23 protein-coding genes are annotated in these 26404 nt (G+C 74.2%); 13 read left to right on the top strand and 10 right to left on the bottom strand.

The annotated features are described in order from the left end of the window. The first annotated feature begins 42 nt into the window (after window positions 1–42). The 3 genes from ACH495_RS21590 (at window position 43) to ACH495_RS21580 (ending at window position 3602) form a co-directional block, all read left to right on the top strand. On the top strand, window positions 43–1131 hold the full coding sequence (locus tag ACH495_RS21590; protein ID WP_396859502.1) for a ubiquinol-cytochrome c reductase iron-sulfur subunit: 1089 nt from the start codon (window positions 43–45) through the stop codon (window positions 1129–1131). Continuing rightward, complete coding sequence (locus tag ACH495_RS21585; protein WP_396859501.1) at window positions 1128–2759, top strand: cytochrome b N-terminal domain-containing protein; 1632 nt, start codon at window positions 1128–1130, stop codon at window positions 2757–2759. Before ACH495_RS21590 ends, ACH495_RS21585 begins: the two co-directional genes overlap by 4 nt. Window positions 2760–2927: 168 nt before the next feature. Continuing rightward, entirely contained in the window at window positions 2928–3602 is a 675-nt protein-coding gene (locus tag ACH495_RS21580) for a DUF4142 domain-containing protein (protein ID WP_396859500.1), read from the top strand. 63 nt (window positions 3603–3665) lie between these two features. Here ACH495_RS21580 and ACH495_RS21575 read toward each other — a convergent pair whose 3' ends face one another. From ACH495_RS21575 to ACH495_RS21555, 5 genes are all read right to left on the bottom strand, one after another. Further along, window positions 3666–3953: an Lrp/AsnC ligand binding domain-containing protein gene (locus tag ACH495_RS21575; RefSeq protein WP_343445870.1), complete on the bottom strand. Its 288-nt coding sequence runs from the start codon at window positions 3951–3953 to the stop codon at window positions 3666–3668. A 52-nt stretch (window positions 3954–4005) separates the two neighbouring features. Beyond that, the gene (locus ACH495_RS21570; RefSeq protein ID WP_396859499.1) at window positions 4006–4884 is read right to left on the bottom strand and encodes an NTP transferase domain-containing protein; all 879 of its coding nucleotides are present in this window, start codon (window positions 4882–4884) and stop codon (window positions 4006–4008) included. Further along, window positions 4881–5420, bottom strand: coding sequence for an NUDIX hydrolase (locus ACH495_RS21565; protein ID WP_396859498.1), 540 nt, complete (start codon window positions 5418–5420; stop codon window positions 4881–4883). Before ACH495_RS21565 ends, ACH495_RS21570 begins: the two co-directional genes overlap by 4 nt. A gap of 49 nt (window positions 5421–5469) precedes the next feature. Further along, the gene (locus ACH495_RS21560) at window positions 5470–7257 is read right to left on the bottom strand and encodes a RelA/SpoT family protein (RefSeq protein WP_396859497.1); all 1788 of its coding nucleotides are present in this window, start codon (window positions 7255–7257) and stop codon (window positions 5470–5472) included. Between the two features lie 127 nt (window positions 7258–7384). Further along, window positions 7385–9142 (bottom strand): DEDD exonuclease domain-containing protein, encoded by a 1758-nt coding sequence (locus tag ACH495_RS21555; protein WP_396859496.1) that lies wholly within the window; start codon window positions 9140–9142, stop codon window positions 7385–7387. Between the two features lie 126 nt (window positions 9143–9268). Here ACH495_RS21555 and ACH495_RS21550 point away from each other — a divergent pair, with 126 nt between their 5' ends. The 6 genes from ACH495_RS21550 to ACH495_RS21525 all read left to right on the top strand — a co-directional run bounded on the left by ACH495_RS21550 (window position 9269) and on the right by ACH495_RS21525 (window position 16100). Then, window positions 9269–10666: an NYN domain-containing protein gene (locus ACH495_RS21550; protein ID WP_396859495.1), complete on the top strand. Its 1398-nt coding sequence runs from the start codon at window positions 9269–9271 to the stop codon at window positions 10664–10666. A 141-nt stretch (window positions 10667–10807) separates the two neighbouring features. After that, window positions 10808–11035, top strand: coding sequence for a hypothetical protein (locus ACH495_RS21545; RefSeq protein ID WP_396859494.1), 228 nt, complete (start codon window positions 10808–10810; stop codon window positions 11033–11035). 699 nt (window positions 11036–11734) lie between these two features. Further along, window positions 11735–12994, top strand: a complete 1260-nt coding sequence (locus ACH495_RS21540; RefSeq protein WP_396859493.1) for a M48 family metallopeptidase — start codon at window positions 11735–11737, stop codon at window positions 12992–12994. Then, complete coding sequence (locus ACH495_RS21535) at window positions 12991–14115, top strand: glycosyltransferase family 4 protein (RefSeq protein WP_396859492.1); 1125 nt, start codon at window positions 12991–12993, stop codon at window positions 14113–14115. Before ACH495_RS21540 ends, ACH495_RS21535 begins: the two co-directional genes overlap by 4 nt. Window positions 14116–14175: 60 nt before the next feature. Beyond that, window positions 14176–15480: a sensor histidine kinase gene (locus ACH495_RS21530; RefSeq protein WP_396859491.1), complete on the top strand. Its 1305-nt coding sequence runs from the start codon at window positions 14176–14178 to the stop codon at window positions 15478–15480. After that, window positions 15432–16100 carry a response regulator gene (locus ACH495_RS21525; protein ID WP_396859490.1) on the top strand — a complete coding sequence of 223 codons (669 nt, stop codon included), beginning with the start codon at window positions 15432–15434 and terminating at the stop codon, window positions 16098–16100. The genes ACH495_RS21530 and ACH495_RS21525 overlap by 49 nt, the downstream gene beginning before the upstream one ends. Before the next feature lie 78 nt (window positions 16101–16178). On the opposite strand, the gene ACH495_RS21520 is transcribed toward ACH495_RS21525, so the two are convergent. The 5 genes from ACH495_RS21520 to ACH495_RS21500 all read right to left on the bottom strand — a co-directional run bounded on the left by ACH495_RS21520 (window position 16179) and on the right by ACH495_RS21500 (window position 23136). After that, window positions 16179–17849 (bottom strand): putative bifunctional diguanylate cyclase/phosphodiesterase, encoded by a 1671-nt coding sequence (locus ACH495_RS21520; RefSeq protein ID WP_396859566.1) that lies wholly within the window; start codon window positions 17847–17849, stop codon window positions 16179–16181. A 91-nt stretch (window positions 17850–17940) separates the two neighbouring features. Next, window positions 17941–18753 carry an SAM-dependent methyltransferase gene (locus ACH495_RS21515; protein WP_396859489.1) on the bottom strand — a complete coding sequence of 271 codons (813 nt, stop codon included), beginning with the start codon at window positions 18751–18753 and terminating at the stop codon, window positions 17941–17943. A 198-nt stretch (window positions 18754–18951) separates the two neighbouring features. Next, window positions 18952–19620 carry a response regulator transcription factor gene (locus ACH495_RS21510; RefSeq protein WP_007072219.1) on the bottom strand — a complete coding sequence of 223 codons (669 nt, stop codon included), beginning with the start codon at window positions 19618–19620 and terminating at the stop codon, window positions 18952–18954. Window positions 19621–19627: 7 nt separating this feature from the next. Next, entirely contained in the window at window positions 19628–21322 is a 1695-nt protein-coding gene (locus ACH495_RS21505) for a GAF domain-containing sensor histidine kinase (protein ID WP_396859488.1), read from the bottom strand. Between the two features lie 14 nt (window positions 21323–21336). Next, on the bottom strand, window positions 21337–23136 hold the full coding sequence (locus ACH495_RS21500) for an AMP-dependent synthetase/ligase (RefSeq protein ID WP_396859487.1): 1800 nt from the start codon (window positions 23134–23136) through the stop codon (window positions 21337–21339). A gap of 98 nt (window positions 23137–23234) precedes the next feature. Between ACH495_RS21500 and ACH495_RS21495 the strand changes: the two genes are divergently transcribed. The 4 genes from ACH495_RS21495 (at window position 23235) to ACH495_RS21480 (ending at window position 26163) form a co-directional block, all read left to right on the top strand. Beyond that, a complete protein-coding gene (locus tag ACH495_RS21495) occupies window positions 23235–23690 on the top strand; it encodes an SRPBCC family protein (protein WP_396859486.1) in 456 nt (151 codons plus the stop codon). Window positions 23691–23731: 41 nt separating this feature from the next. Next, window positions 23732–24439, top strand: coding sequence for a hypothetical protein (locus ACH495_RS21490; protein ID WP_396859485.1), 708 nt, complete (start codon window positions 23732–23734; stop codon window positions 24437–24439). Window positions 24440–24503: 64 nt separating this feature from the next. Next, window positions 24504–25460, top strand: a complete 957-nt coding sequence (locus ACH495_RS21485) for an ROK family glucokinase (RefSeq protein ID WP_396859484.1) — start codon at window positions 24504–24506, stop codon at window positions 25458–25460. A 1-nt stretch (window position 25461) separates the two neighbouring features. Further along, the gene (locus tag ACH495_RS21480) at window positions 25462–26163 is read left to right on the top strand and encodes an endonuclease/exonuclease/phosphatase family protein (protein ID WP_396859483.1); all 702 of its coding nucleotides are present in this window, start codon (window positions 25462–25464) and stop codon (window positions 26161–26163) included. Window positions 26164–26404 lie beyond the last annotated feature (241 nt).

Below are 26404 nucleotides of genomic sequence, written 5' to 3'. Positions count from 1 at the left end.
CCTGGTGCCGGCCACCGGTGCCACGCGTAGCGAGGTGACGGCATGAGCACCCACACCGAGCACCAGGCCCAGCAGGGCCGGGAGCCGGTCGACGTGAACGACCCCCGGCTCTCCCGGTTCGAGATCGTCCAGGAGGGCGCCCGGCGGGACGACATCGAGATCGTCCACTACGAGGAGCAGGTCGTCCCGGGCAGCAAGGCGGAGCGCCGGCTGACCCGTACGGTCGCGCTGATGTTCCTGCTGACCGGCGTCGCCGCCACCGCCTTCCTGGTGATCTACATCTGGTGGCCGTGGCAGTGGGAGGCCGGTCGGGGCGGCGACAAGCTCTACACGCCGCTGCTCGGCCTGACCCTGGGCCTCGCCCTGCTCGGCGTCGGCTTCGGCATCCTGACCTGGGGCAAGAAGCTGCTGCCCAAGGAGGTGTCGATCCAGGACCGGCACGACCAGGGCGGCAACCCGGAGGACCGCAAGATCACCGGCGAGACGATGCTCTACCTGGCCGACGAGCTCGGCGTGAAGCGACGTCCGCTGCTCGGCATCTCGCTGCTGGCCGGCCTGGCGCCGGTCGGCGCGGTCGCCGCGGCGCCGCTGATCGGTGGCCTGATCGAGCAGCCGCACAAGAACAACCAGATGTTCACCACCGGCTTCGCGCCGGCCGAGGGCGGTGAGAAGATCCGGCTCATCCGCGAGGACGGCCGGCCGATCCGCCCGGCGGACGTCAGCGTCGGCGGCCAGCTCACCGTGTTCCCGGGCATCGAGGGCGGCGTCAGCAACCGGCACGCCGACTCGCCGACCCTGCTGATCCACCTGCGCGAGGACGACGCGCAGAAGTCGCGCGCCGCCAACGAGCGCAAGGGTCGCGGCGACTTCATGTGGGGCAACTACGTCGCGTTCTCCAAGATCTGCACGCACGCCGGTTGCCCGGCCAGCCTCTACGAGCAGCAGACCAACCGCCTGCTCTGCCCCTGCCACCAGTCCCAGTTCCTCATCACCGACAACGCCAAGCCGATCTTCGGCCCGGCGAACCGGCCGCTGCCGCAGCTGCCGATCGAGGTGGACGAGGAAGGTTTCTTCGTGGCGAGGTCCGACTACACCGAGACCATCGGTCCCGACTTCTGGGAGCGGCCATGAAGCGCCGAAAGTTTGATGCGGCCGCGCTGCCGGCCAAGACCGCCGGGGCGGTGGACGACCGCTTCCAGGTCGCCACGCCGCTGCGCAAGCTGCTGAACAAGGTCTTCCCCGACCACTGGTCCTTCCTGCTCGGTGAGATCGCGCTGTTCTCGTTCGTGGTCCTGCTGCTGACCGGTGTGTTCCTGACCTTCTTCTACGAGCCGGCGATGACCGAGGTGACCTACGACGGCAGCTACGCGCCGCTGCGGGGCACCCCCATGTCGGCCGCGTACGCCTCCAGCCTGGACATCTCGTTCGACGTCCGGGGCGGTCTGATCATGCGGCAGATGCACCACTGGGCGGCCCTGCTGTTCATGGCCGCGATCGTGGTGCACATGCTCCGGGTCTTCTTCACCGGCGCGTTCCGCAAGCCGCGTGAGACCAACTGGATCATCGGCTCGCTGCTGTTCTGGGTCGGCTTCCTGGCCGGCTTCACCGGCTACTCGCTGCCGGACGACGGCCTCTCCGGCACCGGCCTGCGGATCGCCTCCGGCATCATCCTGTCGATCCCGGTGGTCGGCTCCTGGGTCAGCTCGTCGATCTTCGGCGGCGAGTTCCCCGGCATGATCATCATCAGCCGCTTCTTCATCGCCCACGTGCTGCTCATCCCGGGCCTGCTGGTGGCGCTGATCAGCGTGCACCTGGGCCTGGTGTTCAAGCAGAAGCACACCCAGTGGCCCGGCCCCGGCCGGACCAACGAGAACGTGGTCGGCGAGCGGATGTTCCCGCGCTACGCGCTCAAGCAGGGCGGCTTCTTCATGGTCGTCTTCGGCGTGATCGCGCTGATGGGCGGCCTCTTCCAGATCAACCCGATCTGGTACTTCGGCCCGTACGAGGCATGGGTGGTCTCGGCGGCCAGCCAGCCCGACTGGTACGTCATGTTCCTCGACGGCTCGACCCGACTCATGCCGGGTTGGGAGATCAGCATCCCGATCGGCGACGGGTACGTCATCCCGCCGCTGTTCTGGCCGACGGTCGTGCTCCCCGGCATCCTGGTGGGCCTGTCGACGATGTACCCGTTCCTGGAGGCCCGCCGCCTGAAGGACTACAAGCACCACAACCTGCTCCAGCGGCCCCGGGACGTGCCGGCCCGGACCGCGGTGGGCGCCATGGCGGTCGCCTTCTACGTCGTGCTGACGCTCTCCGGCGGCAACGACGTGATCGCCGACAAGTTCCACATCAGTTTGAACGCGATGACGTGGGCCGGCCGGGTCGGTCTGCTGGTCATCCCGCCGCTGGCCTACTACGTCACCTACCGGATCTGCCTGGGTCTCCAGCAGCACGACCGGGAGGTGCTGGCCCACGGCGTGGAGACCGGCATCATCAAGCGGCTGCCCGACGGCCGGTTCGTCGAGGTCCACCAGCCGCTCTCGTCGGCGGACGGGCACGACGGCCACGCCCCGGCGCTGGACTACGTCGGCTGGGTGGTGCCGAAGAAGATGAACCGGCTCGGCGCCCTCGGGCCCGCCATCCGGGGCTTCTTCTACCCGATCGAGAAGCCGGCCGAGGCGCCGGTCTCGCCGGGTCACCCGCCGGTCGAGCCCCGAGCGGAGCGGGAGGAGATCGGCAGCGGCGACAGCCGTCGCTGACCCTTCCGGGTACGACTGACCGTGGCGCCCGCCGGAGTGATCCGGCGGGCGCCACGTCCGTTTCCGCCCCGATCGGCGGCTCGGTGCGCCCCGGACGGGTGGAATCGCAGGAATAACCCCGGTCAGCCGGGTATCCGTGCGGTCCGACGTCTCATGGGGGAGGAACGCATGTGGGGAATCAAACGCCTGGGTCTGCTGGCCGCGCTGGTGGTCGTGGGGCTGGCGCCCGCCGCCGCGGCGCAGGCCGCGGCGCAGCCGTCGACGCAGGACACCCAGTATCTGCAGGCGGTGCACCAGGTCAACCTGTTCGAGATCACCGCCGGTAACCTGGCCCAGCAGAAGGGCCAGAACCAGCAGGTCAAGGACCTGGGCAAGATGTTCGTCACGGACCACACCCAGCTGGACCAGACGGTGAAGTCGACCGCGCAGCAGCTCAACGTGCAGTTGCCGGCCAATCCGACCGCCGACCAGCAGAAGGTCCTCGACAAGCTGAACGGGCTGAACGGCGCCCAGTTCGACAAGGCGTGGGTGACCGCCCAGCTCGCCGGCACCGTGCAGGCCATCCAGGCCACCCAGACGGAGATCTCGCAGGGCTCCGAGCAGTCGGTGGTGCAGCTCGCCCAGGACGCGCTGCCGGTCCTGCAGGCGCACTACGACGCGTTGGTGGCGCTGGCCCAGACGCTGGGCGTCCCGGTGCCGCAGACCAGCGCCAGCGGCACGGCCAGCCCCGGTGGCACCACGTCGCCGGCGCCGGGCGGCACCGAGTCGCCGGCTCCGGGCGGCACCGGGACCGAGGAGCCCGCTCCGGGCACCACGGAGACCCCGGCGCCCGCGCAGAGCTGACCCAGCCGTACGACCGGCGGTGGCCGGCCCGCCCCCCACCGGGGTGGGCCGGCCACCGGCGTCTCAGTCGGCGCTGGCCAGCCCGATCGCGAACGCCTCCTCCAGGTCGTGCTGCGAGTAGGCGCGGAACGCGATATGCGACTCGGTGTTGAGCACGCCGGGCACCTTGGAGATGCTGCCGGCGATGACCTGGGCGATCTGCTCGAACTCGCGCACCCGGACCATGGCGATCAGGTCGACGTGCCCGGCCACCGAGTAGACCTCGCTGACGCCGGGCAGGTTGGCCAGGTTCTCGGCCACCTCGGGGATGGAGTCGGTGGCGCAGTCGATCAGCACGATCGCGGTGATCACGGGACGGTTCTCCGTTCGTCGGCGACGAGCCCCATGCTAGAGCCCGGTGCGGTCACCGCGCGGCCGGGACGGTCAGGTCGGCGCCGGCCCGGATCACACCGTCGAGGCGTTCCCCGGCGGCGACGGTCGCGCCCGGCCAGATCACCGACCGGTCGACCGCGCCGTGAACCCGCGCGCCGGCACCGACCACCGAGCGGGTGACCGGCCCGTCCACCGTCGCGGACGGGTCGACCAGCCCGGCCGGGCCGGCGGCGTGCAGGTTGGCGGCCAGGTAGTCGGCCGGTGTGCCGGTGTCGTAGAACGTTCCCCGGTAGCGGACCACGGTCAGCGCGCCGGCCGCCTCCGCCGGCCGCCACACCGCCCGCACCAGTTCGTCGAACGTGGCCGGCAGGCCCCGGACCAGCCGCCAGGGCAGCAGCGAGAGACCGGCGAAGCGGTGGCCGGCGAAGGTGCCGGGGGCGGCCGGGTCGTCCGCCGGCCGGCCGAGCAGGCGTACGCTCCGCCCGTCCCAGCCGTCGAGCAGCGCGGCCACGTCGGGGCCCGGTGGGGCCGTCGGGTCGGCCAGGTACGCGTCGGCGTTGGCGACCAGCACGCCCCGCCCGGCGATCCAGTCCCGCAGCCGGCCGACACCGCCGGCGGTGCCCAGCGGATCACCCGGCTCGACGGAGAGGTGGGCCCGGTCGCCCACCCACGCGGTCACCTGATCGCCCAGGTAGCAGGCGTTCACCGCGACCCGGGCCGGGCCGGTCAGGCCGAGGCCGGCCAGCCGTGCCAACGCCCGGTCGAGCAGTGGCACGTTGCCGACCGGGCAGAGCGCCTTCGGCAGCCGCTCGGTGAGCGGGCGCAGCCGCGTGCCCGCACCGGCCGCCAGCACCACCGCGCACACCTCACCCCCGGCGGCGGGGCCGCCCGGGTCGGGTCCGGGGCTCACGCGGCCGGGGGCGCGGCCGGCGGGACCTCGCCGGCGCGCGGGCCGATGCCGTAGTAGGCCAGCAGGTTGGCGGTGGCGCGGCTGAGCCGGGGCAGCTCGTCCAACGGGTGCCAGGCGGCCTCGAGCACCTCGGCCCCGTCCACCTTCAGCGCGGTGCGCGACGCCGGCACCTCCGCCTCGAAGACGACGTCCACCCAGCCCTTGGCGTGCACGACCGCGTTCGGCACGGCGGGCCGGAGCCGGTCGGGGGAGAGCCGGACGCCGGACTCCTCGTGCAACTCCCGGGCCGCGCCGACCACCGGGGGCTCGCCGCGTTGCAGCAGGCCGGCGGGGAGGCTCCAACTGTGGCCGGGGGGCTGGCGCAGCAGCAGGATCCGCCCCGCGCCGGTGGCCTCCGCGTCCCGGACCAGCGTGACCGCGCCCACGATGTACTTCGGCACGGCCAGCCGGACCAGCCGCCGCCGCAGCGGAACCGGCAACCGGTAGAAGAGGCGGTAGCCGAGGGCCCGTCCGGTGGCACGCGCGCGGGGGATCATGCGTTCAGGCTAGTGGCCGGCGAGTCGGCGGGGGCGAACGCCCTTCGCCCTACTGCCGGTGGTCGACCAGGTCGATGAGCTGCTCGACCACCGTGTCCGGCTCGACCGAGCGGTCGAAGACCGCCACCAGCAGCGTTTCCAGGTCGGGATAGCCCAGCTCCTCGGAGAGCCGCAGCAGCGGCAGGTCGCTGGCCAGGCCCCGGTCGTGCTTGCGCAGCGCCAGGCCGATCGAGGCGCGGCCCAGCCGGACCTTGTCGGCGATCGAGATGCCCGGCTCGGTGTGCTCCGCGAACCACCTGTTGATCTGCATCTGGGCGTGCGGGGACTTGACGAAGCCCAGCCACTCCCGGCGTGGCCCGCGCGGCGCCACGTCGACCTCGAAGCCGCTCTCCGCGTCGCTCTCGGTGAAGATCTCCACCACGTCGCCCTCCTCCAGCTCGGAGGAGAGCGGGGCCAGCCGGCCGTTGATCCGGGCGGCGAGGCAGTGGTCGCCGCGTTCGGTGCCCAGCTCGTACGCCAGGTCGACCGGGGTGGCCCCGGCCGGCAGCACCACCTGCCGGCCGTCGGCGACCACCTGGATCTGGGCCTCGGCCAGGTCACAGCGCAGCGACGCCATGAACTGGGTCGGGTCGACGGTGTCCTGCTCCCAGTCGAGCACCCGGCGCAGCCAGGACAGCTCGTCCGCCCGGTCGGCGGCCCGGCCGGCAGCTCGCGGGAAGCGGTAGTGGGCGGCGACGCCGTACTCCGCGGAGCGGTGCATCTCGGTGGTGCGGATCAGCACCTCCACGGTGCGGTCCTGCGGGCCGCAGACGCTGGTGTGCAGCGACCGGTAGAGGTTGTTCTTCGGCGAGGCGATGAAGTCCTTGAAGCGGCCCGGGACCGGCCGCCAGAGCCCGTGCACGGCGCCCAGCGCGGCATAGCAGTCGGTCGGTGGGCCGTCCACCACGATCGCGATGCGGGGCAGGTCGTACGGGGCGGTGTGGTCGCCGGCGACGGTGTCCTTCCAGATCGAGTAGAGGTGCCGGGGGCGGGGGGAGACGTCGGCGTCCACCCGGCTGCGGCGCAGTGCCGCCCGGGTGCGCGCCACCACGTCGGCGAGGTAGGCGTCCCAGCCGGGCCGGTCGTGCACGAAGCGGGCGATCCGCGCGTGCTCCTCGGGCCGCAGGTGCAACAGCACCACGTCGTCCAGCTCGCGTTTGAGCGTCTGGATGCCGAGCCGGTCGCAGAGCGGGACCAGCACCTCCAGGGTCTTGCGGGCGATCCGCTCCCGCGAGGCGGCGGAGCGGACCCCGAGCGTGCGCATGTTGTGCAGCCGGTCGGCCAGCTTGATGACCAGCACCCGGACGTCCTTGCCGGCCGCCACGATCATCTTGCGGACCGTCTCCGCCTCGGCGGCCTTGCCGTAGAACGCCTTGTCGAACTTGGTCACGCCGTCGACCAGGTGGGCCACCTCGCGGCCGAAGTCCTCCTGGAGCGCCTGGAGCGTGTAGCGGGTGTCCTCCACCGTGTCGTGCAGCAGCGCGGCGACCAGCGTGGTGGTGTCCATCCCGAGGTCGGCGCAGATCTGGGCCACCGCGAACGGGTGGGTGATGTAGGGCTCGCCGCTCTTGCGGAACTGACCGCGGTGCATGTTCTCCGCGATCGTGTACGCCCGGCGCAGCACCGAGGCGTCGGCGTTGGCATGGATGCCGCGGTGGGCGCGGACCAGCGCGGTGACCGGGTCGCCGTCGGCGGTGGGCCAGGTGAGCAGCGAGCGCAGTCGGCGGGTGAGCGGCAACTCACCCTGGGTCGGAAGGGCGCCGCCCAGGGTGGCGCCGTGTCCGGCGTCGACGTCCACCTGGGACACCTCCTCACCCCGGCCCGCGGTCACCGGGGCCGGTGACCGGGAGCAGGCCCGCGAATCGGGCAGTGCTGCACTTCTTCAACAGCCTAAGGGAGTCGACGTCGTCCGATCGGACACTTGGTCATGAGCGTTCGGTCGAGAGTTGGTGGGATCCGCCGTTCTCGGCCTTCGCCAGCAGGTCACGGAAGCGCCCCGCGCCGGCCACCGGCGAGGCCCATCCGGCGGTGGCCTCGACCAACCGGGTCTCCGGCCGTTCCAACCAGGACAGGATCCGCTCGGTCTCCTCGGCGGTCGCGGCCGGCACCGGCCCGTGCCCGGGCAGCACCGTCTCGGCGGTGGCCCGGATCGCCGCGATGGTCGGTCGTGGGTGGACACCCGGTGGCGACACGCCGGCCCCGGCCAGCCGCCCGTGCCGGACCAGCGCCAGCTCCCAGCCGCCCCGGGCGGCGGGCCGGGCGGCGGCCAGCTCGACGATGCCGGTCAGCGCCGCCAGGCGCTGCATCCGGACCGCCGCGCGCAGCACCGCGGCCAGCCGGCCCCGGACCACCGCGGCCTCCTCGTAGCGGTGCGCGGCGGCGAGCACGTCGATGCGGGCGAGCAGGGCGTCGACCACCACTGCGGGATCGTCGCGGGTGGCGGTGCGGAACGGCGTGGCGGCGCGGTGCTCGTACTCCTCCGGGGTGATCCGGTGCTCGCAGGGCGCCGGGCAGCGACCCAGCTCGGCCAGCGCGCAGGCCGGCATGGTGGTGCGTCGGGAGAGCCGGTGGGTGCACTGGCGCAGCGGCACCGCGTCGTGGAAGCCGGCGGCGGCCAGCTCCGCGGCCTGTCTGGACCGGAACGGGCCGAGGTAGGCGGTGTCGGTGGGGCCGAGGTCGCGGACGACCGACAACCGCGGGTAGGCCTCGTCGGTGAGCTTCAGCCAGACCTGGCGCTCCGGGTATTTCGACCGGCGATTGTACGGCGGGGCGTGCGCGGCGATCAGCCGCAGCTCGCGGACCTCGGCCTCCAGCGAGTGGGCGCACTCGACCGCCTCCACCCGCTCGGCGGCGGCCAGCATCTCGGAGATCCGGGCCCGCTTCTCGCCGGCGGTGAAGTAGCTGCGCACCCGGGTGGCGATGTCGCCGGACGTGCCGACGTAGAGCGGCCGGTCGTCGGCGGCTCGGAAGATGTAGACGCCGGGGACCTTGGGCAGCCCGTCGGCGAGGTGCCGCTTGCGGCGCTGGGTCGGGGTGACCGCCCGGGCGAACTCGATCGCCTCACCGACCGTGTCGACCCGGTGCCCGCCCAGGCGGCCGATCAGCCCGTGCAGCACGTCGACGGTGGCCTTGGCATCGTCCAGCGCCCGGTGGGTGGGCTGGGTCGCGGTGCGGAAGTAGCCGGCCAGCGTGCCCAGCTTGCGGTTGGGCACCTCGTCGCGGGTGAGCACCCGTCGGGCCAGCGCGGCGGTGTCCAGCACCCGCGGGTTGGGCCAGCGGTAGCCGTGCTTCGCGCAGGCCGCCTTGAGGAAGCCCACGTCGTAGGGGGCGTTGTGGGCGACCAGCACGGCGTCGGTGAGAAACTCCAGGAAGCTCGGCAGCACCTGCTCGATCGGCGGGGCGGGCAGCAGCATCGCCTGGGTGATCCCGGTCAGCACGGTGATGAACGGCGGGATCGGCACGCCCGGGTTGACCAGCGTGGCGAGCACGCCCAGCTCCTCGCCGCCGCGGACCTTGACCGCGCCGATCTCGGTGATCCCGCCGCCGTCCGGCGCGCCGCCGGTGGTCTCCAGGTCGACCACCACGAAGGTGGTCGCGTAGAGCGGCAGCGTGGGGTCGACGCCGCTGCCCGCCGCCCGGTCCAGACCGGCCAGCGCCTCCTGGACGTACTCCGTTCCCGTCACCCGCGGGACGGTAACGGCACGGTCCGACACTCGCGTCACTCCGGCCCCGCCGTTACCACGGGGGTACGATGAGAGATCGGCTCACTCACCGGGCGGTGGGCCCGTTCGGGGTGGGAGACTTGCCACATGCCCCTCGCCGAGCCGCACGACGACCGCTCCTCCGCGGAGGAGCCGGTGGTCGGCGCGCCCGAGGCCGGTGAGGACCCGTCGACGCCCGAGCCCGAGCCCACCCTCCCCGAGCCGGTCCGCCAGCGGATCGTCACGCTGACCGCCGCGGTCCTGCCCGGCCTGCCCACCGACGAGGTGCCGGTGCCGCTGCGGCGGGTCGCCAAGTTCGCCCCCAACCGCCGCGCCCGGCTCGGCGCCCCGGTGATCGCCGCCCAGCTCACCGCCGACCCACTGTTCCGGCAGCGGGTCACCGCCCGGGTGCTGGCCGACGCCGGCGATCTCGGCGCGGCGGTGGTGGAGGGCACCGCGCCGGCCGCCGCCGACCCGGTCGAGGTGGCCGCCCTGGCCTACCTGGCCCGGCCCCGGGGCTGGCGGGAGCTGATCGAGGCCAGCGGCGAGGCGGTGCGCGCCGAGGCGGACAGCGCGGTCGTGGCGGAGCTGGTCCGGGAGGCCGAGCAGCGGGCCACCCGGGCCGAGCACGACCGGGCGGTGGCCCGGGTCGAGGCCGAGAAGCTCCGCGACGAGCTGGCCCGGGTCCGGGAGGAGCTGGGCCAGCTCCGCGAGGAGGCCCGCCAGTTGGCCCGTACCCTGCGGGAGACCCAGGCCCGGGAGCGCAAGGCCACCGAGCTGCTGGCCACCGAACGGGGCCGGGCGGCCCGCGCGGCGGCTGACGCGGACGCGGAGCTGCGCCGCGCCCGGGCCCGGCTGGCCGAGGCGGAGGCCGCCGCCGGGGTGGCCCGGGCCAGCGCCAAGGAGGCCCGTTCCGTCGACGACGCCCGGCTGTGGCTGCTGCTGGAGACGATCGGCCAGGCCGCCGTCGGGCTGCGCCGGGAGCTGGCCCTCGACCCGGTGGACACGTTGCCGGCGGACTTCGTCGCCGACGCGTTCGCCGACCAGCCGGGCACCGCGCCGGCCGGGGCGGCGACCCGGGCCCGCGACACCGACGACCCGGCCCGGCTCGACCAGCTCCTCGCGTTGCCCAAGGCGCACCTGGTGGTGGACGGCTACAACGTCACCAAGCGCGGCTTCGGTGAGATGTCGCTGGAGCAGCAGCGCAAGCGGCTGATCACCGGCCTGGGCGGGATCGCGGCGCAGACCGGCGACGAGGTCACCGTGGTCTTCGACGGCGCCGAGCGGATCCACGGGCTGCCGCCGGCGCCGCGCGGGGTGCGGGTGTTGTTCTCCCGCAAGGGGGAGACCGCGGACGAGCTGATCCGCCGGCTGGTCCGCGCCGAACCGGCCGGCCGGCCGGTGGTGGTGGTCTCGTCGGACCGCGAGGTCGCCGACGGGGTACGCCGGCACGGCGCGTACCCGCTCGGCGCCGACTCGCTGTTGCGCCGGCTCGCCCGCTCCTGACCCGTCGGTGCCGTGATGATCGTTTCGGGGTGGGTGCTGCCTCGTTGTCCGGTTCTGTCACACCCGCCGCCTAGCCTTCTGGTGACCGACGGTGGTGGTCCCTTCCCCGACCGCCACCGGCGACCGCGTCAGGAGGCGTTCATGCTCATCGACTGCGACGGCTGCGGCATCCGCGGCGCCGGCTGCTCCGGTTGCCTGGTGACCGCGCTGCTCGACCCCGACTCCCCGGCGGCCGACCTGGGCCCGGCCGAGCACCGGGCGATCGAGGTGTTCGCCCGGGCCGGCTTCGACGTGGAGGTGCTGCCACCGGCGGCCATACCCGCACCCGCACCCGCACCCCGCCGTGCCGCCCGCCGCCGGGTGGCCTGACTCCGCCTGGCTTCGTCCCCGGGTGACTCTCCTCAGGGTGCGGCTCCGACGCGGCTCCGGTGCGGCTCGTCAGGTGCGGCGTTCCACTGGGCCAGGGCTCTGGCCGGCCCCCGATGGTCCTACCCCAGGTCGCTCCGCCGACATGTCGCGGGCTCTTGCCGCCGGGGCGATCCGGACCCCGGCACGTCCCGGGCGTGTCGCGGCAACCAAACAAATGCGTCGAGAGCGATATACCTGTCAGTCATATTTATGACCGACAGGTATATCGCTCTCGGGCCAACGCTGTCCGCTGTCCGCTGTCCGCTGTCCGCTGTCCACTGTCCGCGCGGCCCGCCGCTCGCTTCCTGCCGTTCGCCGCCGTGTGGCCTGCCGCCCCGCCGTTCGCCGCTCGCGCGGCCTGCGGCCTGCGGCCCGCCGCTCGCGCGGCCTGCCGCCTGCCGCCCGCGGCCTGCCGCCCGCCGTCTGCGGCCTGGTTCCTGCCGCCCGGTTCCTGCCGGCCGCGGAAGGCCGACGCGAGGCGAGACGCCAGGTGCCCCGCCGGCCCGACCGCCCGGCGGAGGGGTGCGGCCGGGCTGGTGGGGCGGCCGCCGTCGTCGGTCGGGCACCGGAGCGGATTCGTTCGGACCGGGCCATAGGATGGGCGGTCACGGTGGAAGGGAGCGGCATGACGCGGACGGGTCGCGACGGCGAGGTGGGTCGATGACCCCGCGCGGGTGGGCGCTGCTGACCCTGGCCGGGTTGGCGGTGGCGCTGGTCGTCACCGTGGCGCTGCTGGTGCCGTGGAGCCGGCCGCCGGCACCCCGCGCCGACCAGCTCGCCGCGTTGCGGGCGCTCCCGGTCGAGCAGGTGGCCCGGGGCCGGGCGTTCAGCGGCGCGTTGCGGCCGGCCGGCTGGTCCGCGCTCGCGGTCGGGTTGGTGGTGGCGCTGCTGCTCGGGCTCACCCCGCTGGGCGGGCGTCTGGTCGAGTTGGCCGGCCGGCCCTTCGGCGGACACTGGGTGGCGCAGGCCGTGCTCGGCGGGCTGGGCGTCATGTTCCTCGCCGACCTGCTCACCCTGCCGTTCGCGGCCTGGCGGCGCACCGTGCTGGTCCGGTACGGGCTGAGCACCCAGGGCTGGGGCGGGTGGACGGTCGACCTGCTGAAGTCGTACGCGGTCAGCGCGGTCATCGGCGCGCTCGTCCTGCTCGCCTTCTACTCGGTGGTCCGGCTCGCCCCCCGCTGGTGGTGGGCCTACGGCGCGGCCGGCGCCGCCGCTCTGGTGGTGATCCTGTCGTTCGTGCTGCCGGTGCTGGTCGAGCCGGTGTTCAACCGGTTCACCCCGATGGAGCCCGGGCCGCTGCGCACGGAGCTGACCAGCCTGGCCGCCCGGGACGGGGTCCCGGTCCGGGACGTGCTGGTCGCCGACGCGTCCCGGCGGACCCGGGCGGTCAACGCCTACGTCTCCGGGCTCGGGCCGACCCGGCGGGTGGTGGTCTACGACACCCTGCTGCGGGAGGCGGAGCCGGCGGAGGTGACCAGTGTGGTCGCCCACGAGCTGGGGCATGCCAAGGACCGCGACGTCTGGACCGGCACGCTGATCGGCGCGCTCGGCGCCGCCGCGGTGGTGGTGGCGCTCTACCTGGTCGGCTCGTGGGCCCCGCTGCTGCGGCTGGCCGGCGTCGACTCCATCGCCCAGCCCCGGGCCTTCCCGCTGCTGATCGCGCTGGTCACGGTGGCCGGCCTGGTCGCCACCCCGGTGCAGGCGCTGGTCTCCCGACGGGTGGAGGCCCGTGCCGACGCGCACGCGCTGGCGCTCACCGGCGACCCGGCGACGTTCGAGGCGATGCAGCGCCGGCTGGCCGGGGTGAACCTGGCCGACCCGGACCCGCCGCGCTGGGAGTACCTGTGGTCGGCGTCCCACCCGTCCACGGTGGAGCGGATGGCCGCCGCCCGCGCCTACGCCAGGGAGCACGGCCGATGAGCCGCACCTTGCTGATCACCAACGACTTCCCGCCGCGCCCCGGCGGCATCCAGTCCTTCGTGCACAACCTCGCGGTGCGCCAGCCGCCCGGCTCGGTGGTGGTCTACGCGTCGAGCTGGCGGGGCGCGGAGAAGTTCGACGCCGACCAGCCGTTCGAGGTGGTCCGGGAACGCACCCAGGTGCTGCTGCCCACGCCGCTGATCGCCCGCCGGGCGGCCCGGCTGGCCCGGGCGTACGACTGCGACACGGTGTGGTTCGGCGCGGCGGCCCCGCTGGGGCTGCTCGCGCCGGGGCTGCGCCGGCGGGCCGGGATCCGTCGGGCGGTGGCGCTGACGCACGGGCACGAGGTCGGTTGGGCGGCGTTGCCCGGCGCCCGGTCGGCGCTGCGGCGCATCGGCCGGGGCGTGGACGTGACCACCTACCTCGGCGAGTACACCCGGGTGCGGCTGGCCCGGGCGCTGGACGGGTTGACCGAGCTGCGCCGCCTCGCGCCCGGCGTCGACGTGGAGACCTACCACCCCGGCGTCGACGGCGGGCCCGTCCGGGCGCGGCTCGGCCTCGCCGACCGGCCGGTGGTGGTGTGCGTGTCGCGGCTGGTGCCGCGCAAGGGGCAGGACGCCCTGATCCGGGCGATGCCCGAGATCCGCCGCCGGGTGCCGGACGCCGCGCTGCTGGTGGTCGGCGGCGGGCCCTACCGGGCCACGTTGGCGAAGCTGGCCCGGCAGGTCGGGGTGGAGCGGGACGTGGTCTTCACCGGCTCGGTGCCCACCGCCGAGCTGCCCGCGCACTACGCCGCCGGCGACGTCTACGCGATGCCCTGCCGCACCCGCAACCGTGGCCTGGACGTGGAGGGCCTCGGCATCGTCTACCTGGAGGCGAGCGCGACCGGGTTGCCGGTGGTGGCGGGCGATTCCGGCGGCGCGCCGGACGCGGTCCGCGAGGGCGAGACCGGCTACGTGGTCCGGGGCCGGGACACCGCCCAGCTCGCCGACCGGGTGGCCACAGTGCTCGCCGACCGGGACCTGGCCCGCCGGCTCGGGGCGGCCGGCCGGGCCTGGGTCGAGCGGGAGTGGCGCTGGGAGACCCAGGCCGAGCGGATGGCGGGTCTGCTCGCGGGCTGACGACCGTCGGTGGTGCCAGCACCACCGAATTCCGGGCGCCGGTGCCGGAGAATGAGGTTCGTGGACGCCTCGGCATACCTACCGGTTCGAACCTGGCTGCGGCCCGGCGTGGTCACCGCCGGCCAGGGCCTGCTGATCGCACTGCTGTCGCTGGGCACGAACGTGGCGCTGTTCGTGCTGTCCGTGGTCGCGCTCGCCCTGATCCCGGTGTTCGGGGTCGGGATCGTGCTGTTCCCGGTGGTCACCGTCGGTGTCCGGTACAGCGCCGGGCTGCACCGCCGGTTGGCCCGCTGGGTGGGAGTGACGCTGGCCACGCCCTACCTGCCGGCACCGGACGGCGCGCAGTTCGGCACCTGGCGGCGGTTCCGCTGGGTGGTGTCCGACCCGGCGACCTGGCGGGACCTGGCCTGGATGCTGCTGGGCACCTTCACCGGCGCGATCTGCCTGGCCCCGCTCGCCCTCCCGGCGTACGGGCTGGAGGGGCTGATCGGGCTGCCGTTGGTGCTGCACACCGCCGGCGTCGACTACGGCTACGGCCCGTTCTGGCCGATCGACAACACCGCTCAGGCCCTGCTCTGCTTCCCGATCGGCGCGCTGCTGGTGGCCGGGGGCCTGGTCGTCGCCCGCTGGCCGATCCGGCTGCACGTGACGGTCGCCGGCTTCTTCCTGCCGCCGACCCGGGAGGCGGAACTGGCGCTGCGGGTGCGGCAGCTCACCGTCACCCGGGCCGAGACGGTGGACGCGCAGGCCGCCGAGCTGCGCCGGATCGAGCGGGACCTGCACGACGGCGCGCAGGCCCGGCTGGTCGCGTTGAGCATGAGCATCGGCCTGGCCGAGCAGTTGGTCCGGGACGACCCGGAGGCGGTCCGCCGGCTGCTCGCCGAGGCCCGGGAGACCAGCGGCCAGGCCTTGGCCGAGCTGCGCGGGCTGGTCCGCGGCATCCACCCGCCGGTGCTCGCCGAGCGGGGCCTGCCCGGCGCGGTACGGGCGCTGGCGCTGGCCGTGCCGCTGCCGGTGGACGTCACCGTGGACCTGCCGGGCCGGCCGGCGGCCCCGGTCGAGTCGGCCGCGTACTTCGCGGTGGCCGAGGCGCTGGCGAACGTCGGCAAGCACAGTGGGGCGACCCGGGCCTGGGTGGAGCTGCGGTACGCCGCCGGGCGGCTGACGCTCGTGGTGGGCGACGACGGTCGGGGCGGGGCGGCGTCGACGGCCGACGGCGGATTGGCCGGGACGGGACGCCGGCTGGCCGCCTTCGATGGGACGATGACGGTGACCAGTCCGGCCGGTGGGCCCACCGTCATCAGCATGGAGCTGCCGTGCGCGTTGTCATCGCCGAAGACCTCGCCCTCCTCCGGGACGGGCTGACCCGGATCCTGGAGGCGTTCGACTGCCAGGTGGTGGCCGCCGTCGACAACGGTCCGTCGGTGCTGCCCGCGCTGACCGCGCACCGGCCCGACGTCGCGGTGATCGACGTGCGGCTGCCGCCGACGTTCACCGACGAGGGATTGCAGGCCGCCGTGCGGGCCCGCGCCGAGCTGCCCGGGCTGCCGGTGCTGGTGCTGTCCCAGCACGTCGAGCAGCTCTACGCGCGGGAGCTGCTCGCCGACCGGCGCGGCGGGGTCGGCTACCTGCTCAAGGACCGGGTGTCCCACGTGGATCAGTTCGTCGACGCGGTGCGCCGGGTGGCCGCCGGCGGCACCGTGATGGACCCGGAGGTGGTCGCCCAGCTGCTGGCCCGTCGGTCCGGCGCCGAGCCGCTCGGTGAGTTGACCGCGCGCGAGCGGGAGGTGCTCGGCCTGATGGCCGAGGGCCGCTCGAACGCCGCCATCGCGGCCCGGCTCTTCGTCACCGCGAAGGCCGTCGACAAGCACATCAACAGCATCTTCAGCAAGCTGCGGATGCCGCCGTCCGGCGACGACAACCGGCGGGTACGGGCGGTGCTGGCCTATCTGGACGGCGCGGACGCCCGCCGGCCGGCCGGCTGACGCGCCGCCTCCGCGCTCGGTCGCAGGTGTTAAGCGGGGCCCCCTCCTATACCGAAGGCGTTAAGAAGGGCCCCCGCCTTACACCGCGGCGGGCGCCATGTGGGCGGTGGCGGGGCCGGGGCGGCCGAAGTGCCAGCCCTGCCCGGCGTCGCAGCCGATGGCGCGCAGCCGGTCCGCCTGGTCGGCCGTCTCCACCCCCTCGGCGGTGACCGTGAGGTCCAGGGCGTGCGCCAGCGAGACCAGCGAGGCGAGGATCCGCTCGTCGGTACGCCCACCCGGGTCACCGGCCGGCGCGCGCAGCCCGGTCACGAACTCGCCGGCCACCTTCAGCTCGTTCACCGGCAGGTCCCGCAGGTAGGCGAGGTTGCAGTAGCCGGTGCCGAAGTCGTCGATGGCCACCCGGACGCCGAGGTCGCCCAGCACCCGCAGGGCCCGGACCGGCTCGACCACGGTGCTCATCATGGTGCTCTCGGTGATCTCCAGTTGCAGCCGTTCCGGGGGCAGGCCGGTGCGGCCGAGCACACCGCGCACCTCGGGCACCAGGTCGGCCCGGTGCAACTGGCGTACGGCCAGGTTGACGCTGACGAACGGGGCGTCGCCGCCGGCCGCCGACCAGGTGCCCGCCTCGCGGCACGCCTCGGCCAGCACCCAGCTGCCGAGCCGGACGATCAGGCCGGTCTCCTCGGCCAGCGGGATGAAGCTGTCCGGCCGGAGCACCCCCAGCTCCGGATGGCGCCAGCGCACCAGCGCCTCCATGCCGAGCACCCGGCCGTCGCGCAGCGACGTCAGCGGCTGGTAGTCGAGGTAGAACTCGCCGCGGTCCAGCGCGGCGGGGATCGCCGCGGAGAGCGCGTACCGGGCCAGCTCGCGGCGGTTGCGGTCGGCGTCGAACAGCGACCAGCGGGCCCCGCCGGCGGCCTTCGCCCAGTGCAGCGTGCTGTCCGCCGCGCGCATCAGCTCCATCGGCGAGGTGCCGGCCACCGGCCGCTCCACGATGCCGATGCTGGCCGACACCGTCAGTTCGTGCCCGTCGACGAGCGCCGGCTCGCGGATCGCGTCCAGCGCCGCCTCGGCGACCTTGACCACGTCGTCGGTGCCGGCGGTGCGCTCGACCAGGATCACGAACTCGTCGCCGCCGAGACGGGCCACCAGATGCTCGCCGAGCGCCCGGCGCAGCCGCTGCGCCACCGCCACCAGCAGCGAGTCGCCGACCTGGTGGCCCAGGGAGTCGTTTACCACTTTGAACCGGTCCAGGTCGAGGAAGCAGACCCCGATCCGGTCCGCGCCCCGGCCGGGCGCGACGATCGCGGCGGTCAGCCGCTCGGTGAACAGCGTGCGGTTCGGCAGGTCGGTCAGCGGGTCGTGGGTGGCCTGGTGCCGGAACCGGGCCTCGCTGTCCCGCAGCGCCCGCTCGGCCTGGGCCCGCGCCATCATGGCGGCCCGCCGGATGGACTCCTGCTCGTCCAGCGTGCGGTCGCGCAGCGCCCGGGCGTACCCGGTGGCGACGGTGGCGAGCAGCCGGGCCATCCGGTCCTCGACGTCGTCGACGTCCAGGTCGAGGTCGCGGACCAGCCGGAGCTGGATCACCTCGACGGTGCGGCCCAGCCCTTCGGCGGAGGCGATGTGCGACTGCACCAGCTCGGCGCCCACCTGCTGGCCGATGCGCAGGTCGAACGGGTCGGCGCGGATCGCCTGGGCGAGTCGCTCGGTGAGCCGTTGCAGCATCTCCTCCAGCTGCGCCTGGGTCATCGGCAGGTAGCTGGTGCCGGAGACCGCCTTGGCCCAGGCCCGGGCGAAGACGCCGGGACGGCAGCGGCCGGCGGCGACGGTGGCCACGTCGTCAGGCACCGAGCCGCCCGACCCCGCCCATGAAGACCGCCCGTTCGGCATTCTCGGCCTGGTCGGGGGCGTCCGGTCGCCACTGCGGCACCCACACCACGCCCGGGTCGACCAGCTCGAAGCCGGCGAAGAGCGCGGTCAGCTCGGCCCGGCCGCGGATGAACAACTGGCTGTCGGTGCGCCGGTAGACCCGCTCCGCCTCGGCCCGCGCGTCGGCGTCGTCGCGCCCGTCGTCGCTGGCCTGGGAGAGCACCAGGTAGCTGCCGGGCGCCAGCGCGGCGCGCAGCGTCCGCAGGATCTCCTCCGGGCGGTCGGAGTCGGGGACGAAGTGCAGCACCGCCACGATCATCACCGCGACCGGCTGGGTGAAGTCGAGCAGCCCGGTGACGTCCGGATGGTTCAGGATCGCCGCCGGGTCGCGCAGGTCCTCCCGGACCACGGCGGCCCGGTCGTTGCCGGCCAGGATCTCCTGGCTGTGCGCGACGGCCACCGGGTCCACGTCGACGTAGACCACCCGGGCCGCCGGGTCGATCCGCTGGGCGATCTCGTGCACGTTGCCCACGGTCGGGATGCCGGAGCCGATGTCCAGGAACTGCCGCACCCCGGCCTCGGCCAGGTGGTGCACCGCCCGGCGGAGGAAGGCGCGGTTGGCCTGGGCCATCAACGGGGCCTCCGGCACCGCCTCCACCATCGCCCGGGCGGCGGCCCGGTCGGCCGCGAAGTTGTGCGAACCGCCCAGGTAGTAGTCGTACATGCGGGCCACGCTCGGGCGTTCGATGTCGATCGTCTCGGGTGCCCAGTCCGGCCGCTGCATGTCCCTGCCCCTTGGGTGTCGGCGCCGCGCGGCGTCACCGCCGCGCGGATCACCCGGGTATTCTGCCCGCCCGCCGTCGCGGTGCAAAGACTGCGGTCGCTCCGCGTCCGGCCGTTCACCGTACGCGGTCGACCCGCGCCCGGAATGCCGGAGAGGCCCGCGTCCGGCGTGCGGACGGGGCCTCTGGCGGCGGTGGCGTCAGAACTTCGGCGCGTCGGGGGCCTCCAGCAGCCCCAGTCGCAGCGCGGTCATCAGCGCCTGGGCCCGGTTGGCCGCGCCCAGCTTCTCGTAGAGCTTGGAGATGTGGGTCTTGGCGGTCGACTCGCTGACGAAGAGCTGCTTGGCGATGCCGGCCACGCTCATGCCGTCGGCGAGCAGCCGCAGCACCTGCCCCTCGCGGGGGGAGAGCTGCGGGCCGGACGGGGCCAGCCGGCGCTTCATCGCCTCGGCCAGGTCGGCCGCGGTGAACGCGCTGGGGGAGGAGGCGGCGTGCCGGGCGGCGGCCACCACCTCGTCGGCCGGTGCGGTCTTCGGCACGAACGCGCTCGCCCCCGCCTCCAGCGCGCCGAAGAGCTGGTCGTCGCCGGCATACATGGTCAGCACGACGATGCCCATCGAGGCGCTGGACTTGCGCAGCGCGCGGGTGGCCTCCAGGCCGCTGCCGTCGGGAAGTCGCAGGTCCATGATCACCACGTCGGGCTGGAGCGCGCCGGCCTGGCGCACACCCTCCGCCGCCGTGGCGGCCTCGCCCACGACCTCGAACTGCCGGTCCCGCTCGAAGGCGTGCCGCAGCCCCTTGCGGATCAGGTCGTGATCGTCGACAAGGAGAACCTTGGTCCGGGTGGCCGGTGTCGGGCTAGTGGTCATCCTCGGGTTACTCCCCTTCTGCTGCTGCGGCGCTGCCGCGCACCTTATCGCGCCGGGGCGACGAGCCGAGTACCACCGCCACGGTTGTGCCGCTGGGTTGCCGCGGCCTGATCTCCAACCGGCCTCGGATACGTTCCGCCCTCTCCGCCATGATCGCAAGACCATAGTGCCCCTCGGGCCGCTGGTCACCGATGCCGTGACCGTCATCCGACACTTCGATCCGGGCGTACGGGGGATCCACCTCACACGTGACCCAGAGGTTCGACGCGCCGGCGTGCTTGCGCGCGTTGGTCACCGCCTCCTGGGCGATGCGCAGCAACTCGGCCTCGGTGGCGGCCGGCAGCCGGGCGGTGGACTCGTCCAGGGAGAGGTTCACCCGCAGCCCGCCGGAGGCGCCGACGGTGCGGGCGTACTCGGCGATGGCCGCGGCCAGGCCGCCGTGCCGGTCCACCTCGCTGCGCAGCTCGAACAGGCTCAACCGCAGCTCCTGGATCACCCGGGTGACCTCCTGGCGCAGCGTGCGCAGCGAGTCGGCGGTCTCCTCGGCGTCGTCGTGCACGGTGGCGAGCGCGTTGTCGATGCCGTACCCGACCATCACCAGCTCCTGGGCGACCCCGTCGTGGATCTCCCGGGCCAGCCGCTGCCGCTCCTCGTTGGTGGCCAGCGAGCGCACCTCGTCGAAGAGCAGCGCGGCCTCCAGCCGCAGCGCCGCCGGGCCGGTCAGCGCCGTCACCCGGGACACCACCGGCGGCGGGTAGGCGGCGCCGGTGTCCGCCTCGATCACCACCAGGCCGACCGTGCGCACACCGGCGACCAGCGGCACGATCAGCGCGGACACCTCGCCGGAGTGCCGGGACCGGGCCTGCGAGCGGGCCGAGACGGTCGGCTGCTGGCTGGCCCAGGCGTCGGCGATGGCCGAGTCGGCGTCGAGCGTGGTCTCCCAGTCGACCCGGTCCGCGCCGATCTGGGCGAGCACCACCAGCCGGCCGCCGCCGCTGGCGGAGAGCACCGCGCCCCGGTCGGTCTTCGCCACCACCCGCAGCTCCTCCAGCAGGTGCTCGGAGATGCCGCCCGGGTCCAGGGTGGCGCCGGGCAGTTGCCGGGCGACCGTACGCAGCTGGGTCAGCAGCCGGGTGGCCTCGGCGTACGGCTGGGGTTTGCCCTCGCCGCGGACCCGCATCACCCGCTGGAGCGTGCCGGCGGTGTAGAGGCCGAGGCCGGCCAGGATCAGCCACTGCGCGCAGACCGCGAGGTAGCCGAGCTGGCCGAGCTGCGGCTCGCCGTCGACCTCGGTGAACGCGGCGCTGGCCAGCAGCGTCGCCGCGGTGACCGCGAGCAGCGCGGCACCCTCGGAGAACCGGCGGCGCAGCGCGGTCACGGTGACCGGCACGGCCAGGTACGGCAGCACCGCCGACGCGCCCAGACCGCCGGTGACGCCGGTGAGCTGGGTGTCGGCGGCGACCTGGCTGGCCGCCAGCCCGAGCACCACCACCTCGGCGAAGCGGCTGATCGGGGTGAGGAGCCGGTGCTGCGGGGCCAGCACGGCGGGCAGCCCGGCGACGCCGAGCAGGGCGATCCACCAGAGCTGGGTGGCGTCGCGGGTGGCGAACAGGGTCAGGGCGGCGACCAGCGCGAGCAGGACCGCGCGGGCCGCGACCGCGAGGAGCTGCGTCTGTGGCTGTCCGGATGTGGAGGCGGGCACCTGACGGATCGTAGTCAGCGCCGGTAGATCTCCGCGATCTCCGTGGCGTACGTCTTGTGGACGACCTGCCGTTTGACCTTCAGCGAGGGGGTCAGCTCGCCGGTCGCCTCGGTGAAGTCCTGCGGCAGGATCCGGAACACCTTGATCGCCTCGGCCTTGGAGACGGACTGGTTGGCCTGGTCGACAGCGGTCTGCACCTCGGCCCGCAGCGCCTCGTCGTCGCGCAGCTCGGCGGCGCTGGTGGTCTCCGGGCGCCCGTGCCCGGCCAGCCACTTCGGCAGCGCCTCCTCGTCGATGGTGACCAGCGCCGCGATGAACGGCTGCCGGTCGCCGACCACCACGCACTGGCTGACCAGCGGGTGCGCCCGCACCTGGTCCTCCAGCACCGCCGGGGCGACGTTCTTGCCGCCGGCGGTCACGATGATCTCCTTCTTCCGGCCGGTGATGCTCAGGTAGCCGTCCGTGTCGAGCTGGCCCAGGTCGCCGGTGCGGAACCAGCCGTCGGTGGTGAGCGCCTCGGCGGTGGCCGCCTCGTTGTGCCAGTAGCCCTGGAAGACGATGTCGCCGGAGATCAGGATCTCGCCGTCGTCGTCGATCCGGACGGTGACGCCGGGCAGCGGGCGGCCGACCGTGCCGATCCGGGTGCCGGTGGGCAGGTTCGCGGCGGCGGCCGGCGAGGTCTCGGTGAGGCCGTAGCCCTCGCAGACGGTCACCCCGACGCCCCGGAAGAAGTGCCCGAGCCGGGCGCCGAGCGGCGCGCCGCCGGAGATCGCGTCGCGGCACCGGCCGCCCAGGGCCGCGCGCAGCTTGCCGTAGACCAGGCGGTCGAAGAGCGCGTGCTGGGCGCGCAGCGCCAGGCCCGGCCCGCCCGGCGTCTCCAGCGCCTCGCTCCAGGCGATGGCGACCTTCTCCGCCCGGTCGAAGATCTTGCCCTTGCCGTCGGCCTCGGCCTTCTGCCGCGCGCCGTTGTAGACCTTCTCGAAGACCCGGGGTACGGAGAGCACGAACGTCGGCTTGAACTCCTGGAGCGCGCCGACCAGGTCGCTGGTGTCCGCGCAGTGCGCCATGGTGGCCCGGGCCTGCACCACGCCGACCTGGATGAGCCGGGCGAACGCGTGTGCCAGCGGCAGGAAGAGCAGCGTGGAGGCGCCCTGGCGGAACAGGTTCGGCAGCACCGGCACCGCGTTGGCGATGTCGGCGTAGATGTTGCGGTGGGTCAGCACGCAGCCCTTCGGCCGGCCGGTGGTGCCGCTGGTGTAGATGATCGTGGCGAGGTCGTCGGCCTTGAGCGTCGACCGGCGCACCTCGACCTCGGCCGGGTCCACCGACGCGCCGGCGGCGACCAGCTCGTCCACCGCGTCGAGGTCGATCTGCCAGACCTCGCGCAGGTCGGGCAGCCGGTCCCGGACGCCGGCGACGAGCGTCGCGTGCGCGGTGCTCTCCACCACCACGGCCACCGCGCCGGAGTCACCGAGGATCCAGGCGGCCTGCTCGGCGCTGGAGGTCTCGTAGATCGGCACGGTGACCGCGCCGGCCGTCCAGATCGCGTAGTCGAGCAGGGTCCACTCGTAGCGGGTGCGGCTCATCAGCCCGACCCGGTCGCCGCGGGACACGCCGGCCGCGATGAGGCCCCGCGCCACCGCGACCACCTCGTCGCGGAACTGCCGGCAGGTCACCTCGACCGGCCCCGCGTCGCCGGCCGGCCGGACGAACTGCACGGTGTCCGGGGCGACCTCGGCGTTTTCCCAGACCGGGTCGGTCAGGTTGGCCGCGTCGCCGACGGTGACGATCGGCGGGACGGAGAACTCGCGCACCTGCACTCCCTCGTGCTCGCACCGGCGCCGGGCCGGCCTGGTCGGCTCAGTCGAAACCTACCCGCCCGCCGGGGTGGGGAGCCGGGTAGCCTCCCCCCATGGCGGACTCCTCCACCCAGTCGATCATCGTCGGCGCGTCACCGGAGCAGGTGGCAGCCGTCATCTGTGACTTCCCCCGTTACCCGGAGTGGACCGAGTCGGTGCGCCGGGCCGAGGTGATCGAGGAGTACGAGGACGGCTACGCCAGCCAGGTCCGGTTCACGCTGGACGCGGGCGTGCTGGCCGACGAGTACGTGCTGGCCTACGAGTACGCCGAGGACATCTCCCGGATCGAGTGGCACCTGGTCGCGCCGTCGACGATGCAGCGGTCCCAGCGCGGTTCGTACGACCTGGTCGGCAATCCGGACGGGACGACCACCGTCACCTACACGCTGGAGGTGGAACTGTCCGTGGCGATGCTGGGCATGTTCCGCCGAAAGGCCGAAAAAATGATCATGGATACGGCGTTGAAGCAGCTCAAGCGCCGGGTAGAAGCACCCGGTGCGGGCAACTGACCCGAGCGCCGTCCCGGTCGTCACGCTGGAGGAGCCGAACCATGGGCACCACTGATCCGGGTTCGGCCCGGGAAGAGGCCGAGCGCCTCGTCGTCACGCTGCTGGCCACCGCGCGGTTGGCCGCCGCCTCGTCCGGCGCCGGGGGCCGCAGCCCGCTCGGTGGGATCCTCTCGGGTGTCCTCGGTCACATCCCGACCGGCACCGGCGCCGGTTTCGCCACCGGCTCGCCGGAATGCTGCGTCTGCCCGGTCTGCCGCGGCATCGCGGCGTTGCGGGACCCGAGTCCGGAATTCGCCGAGCGGCTCGCCACCGGCGCCGGTGACCTCGCGGCCGGCGTGGCCAGCCTGCTGCGGGCGTTCGCCCCGGCGGAACCGGCCGGGCCGGCGAGGCCGGCCGATCCGCCGGGACCGGCGACGCCGACCGGTCCCGGCGGTCCCACGCCGGCCGGGTCGGGGGACCACGTGTGGCGCGAGGCCACCCGTACCGGGCATGATTCTCAGCCGGCACCCGAGCAGGACGTGTGGTCCGCCGCCACCCGGGGGGAGGGCGCGGCCGACCCGGGTGCTTCCGACGGCTCCGGGCCGCGGCGTGGCGGCAGGCACGCCGAACCGGAGTTGTCGCAGCCGCCCGCCGACGCCGCCGGGCCGGCGGGGCCGGCGACGAGCCGGCCGCCGGCCGGCCGTCCCACGGTGCCCGCCTCGCGGGCGCCCGGCGAGACGGGCGCGGACGCACCAGGCGACGGGGCCTGACCACCGGACATCCCGGGTCGTACGGCCGGTTCGGCCGGCGCCCGGGGCAGCACAGCAGAGGGGAGTGGCAGCGGTGACGCTGACCATCGGAGTCGACGTCGGTGGCACGAAGGTGGCCGGCGGTGTCGTGGACGACACCGGCGCGGTACTCGTGCAGACGCGACGGGACACCCCCGCCGACGACGTGGCCAAGACCCGTGACGTCATCATCGAGGTGGTCACGGAGCTGACCGCCGGCCGGACCGTCGCGGCGGTCGGCATCGGCGCGGCCGGCTGGATCGACGCGTCCCGCTCCACCGTGCTCTTCGCGCCCAACCTGGCCTGGCGGGACGAGCCGCTGCGCGAGTACGTGAGCAACGCCACCGGGCTGCCGGTGATCGTGGAGAACGACGGGAACGTGGCCGCCTGGGCGGAGTTCCGCTACGGCGCCGCCCGGGCCGCCGACGACTCGATGGTCATGTTCACCATCGGCACCGGCGTCGGCGGCGGCATCGTGCTCGGCGGCGAGCTGGTCCGGGGCGCCAACGGCATCGCCGCCGAGCTGGGGCACATGCTCACCGTGCCGGACGGCCACCAGTGCGGCTGCGGCCGGCTCGGCTGCATCGAGCAGTACGCCAGCGGCAGCGCCCTGGTCCGCTTCGCCCGCGCCGCCGCCCGACAGGAGCCGCACCGGGCCACCGCGCTGCTGGAGCTGGCCGACGGCGAGGCGGAGGCGATCACCGGCCCGATGGTGACCGCCGCGGCCAAGGGCGGCGACCCGGTCTCCACCGAGGCGTTCGCCCAGGTCGGTCGCTGGCTCGGCACCAGCCTCGCGGACATGGCACAGATCCTGGACCCGCAGGTGCTGGTGGTCGGCGGCGGCGTGATCGACGCCGGCGACCTGCTGCTCGGCCCGACCCGGCGGTCGTTCACCGACGCGCTGGCCCAGCGCAGTCGCCTGCCCGTCGCCGAGGTGCGCCCGGCCGAGCTGGGCAACACCGCCGGCGTGATCGGCGCCGCCGACCTGGCCCGGAGGATCTGACGTGCCGGGTCCGGGTGTGCCGCTGCGGGTGCTGTCGTACAACGTCCACAGTCAGCGCGACGACACCGCAGCGCTGGCCGAGGTGGTCCGGGAGGCCGGACCGGACGTGGTGATCGTCCAGGAGGGCCCGCGCCGGTTCCGGTGGCGGCAGAAGTGCGCCACGCTGGCCGACTCGTTCGGCCTGGTGGTCGCCGCCGGCGGGCTGCCGGCGCTGGGCAACGTGTTGCTGACCAGCCTGCGGGTGCGGGTCACCGAGACCCGGTGCGCGCGCTACCCGCTGACGCCGGGCCGGCACCTGCGCGGGGCCGCGTACGCGGCGTGCCGGGTGGGCGGCGTCGACTTCCTGCTGGCCGGCTCGCACCTGTCCACCGATCCGGCCGAGCGGCCGGCGCAGGCGGCGGCGTTCAAGCGGGAGCTGGCCGCGTCCCCGCTGCCGGTGGTGGCCGGCGCGGACCTCAACGAGGGGCCGGACGGGCCGGCCTGGCGGACCGTGGCGGAGGGGCTGACCGACACCGCGATCGCCGCCGACCGGGCCGACCGGCACACGTTCTCCTGCGCCGACCCGCGGCGCCGCATCGACGCGCTCTTCGTCGACCCGCGGATCACCGTGGTCGACTACGACGTGGTCGACACGCCGCGGACCCGCCGCGCCAGCGACCACTTCCCGGTCCTGGTCGACCTGTTGCTGCCCAGCGCCGGCTGACCGCCGCGGCCGGTCCGACCGGGGCTCGGGCCGGCCGACGGGGCTCGGAGCGGGGGCGCGGTGGTCGCGACCCTGCCGTGACGGAACGTGAGGTGCCGGCGGCCGGTGTCCTCGACCGGTCGGCGCCTTTGCTCTGCAGCCCTATACGCATCGACTACCCATGGTGATCGAAGCGGCGTGGCTCGTTCCCGTGGCCCTTCGGCGCCTGCCCAGCTCATGGCCATGCTGCGCCCGTGGCTGC

The sequence above is a fragment of the Micromonospora sp. NPDC018662 genome (genome assembly GCF_044391475.1).
GTDB lineage: Bacteria > Actinomycetota > Actinomycetes > Mycobacteriales > Micromonosporaceae > Micromonospora.
This window is presented reverse-complemented; position numbering and strand designations above follow the sequence as displayed.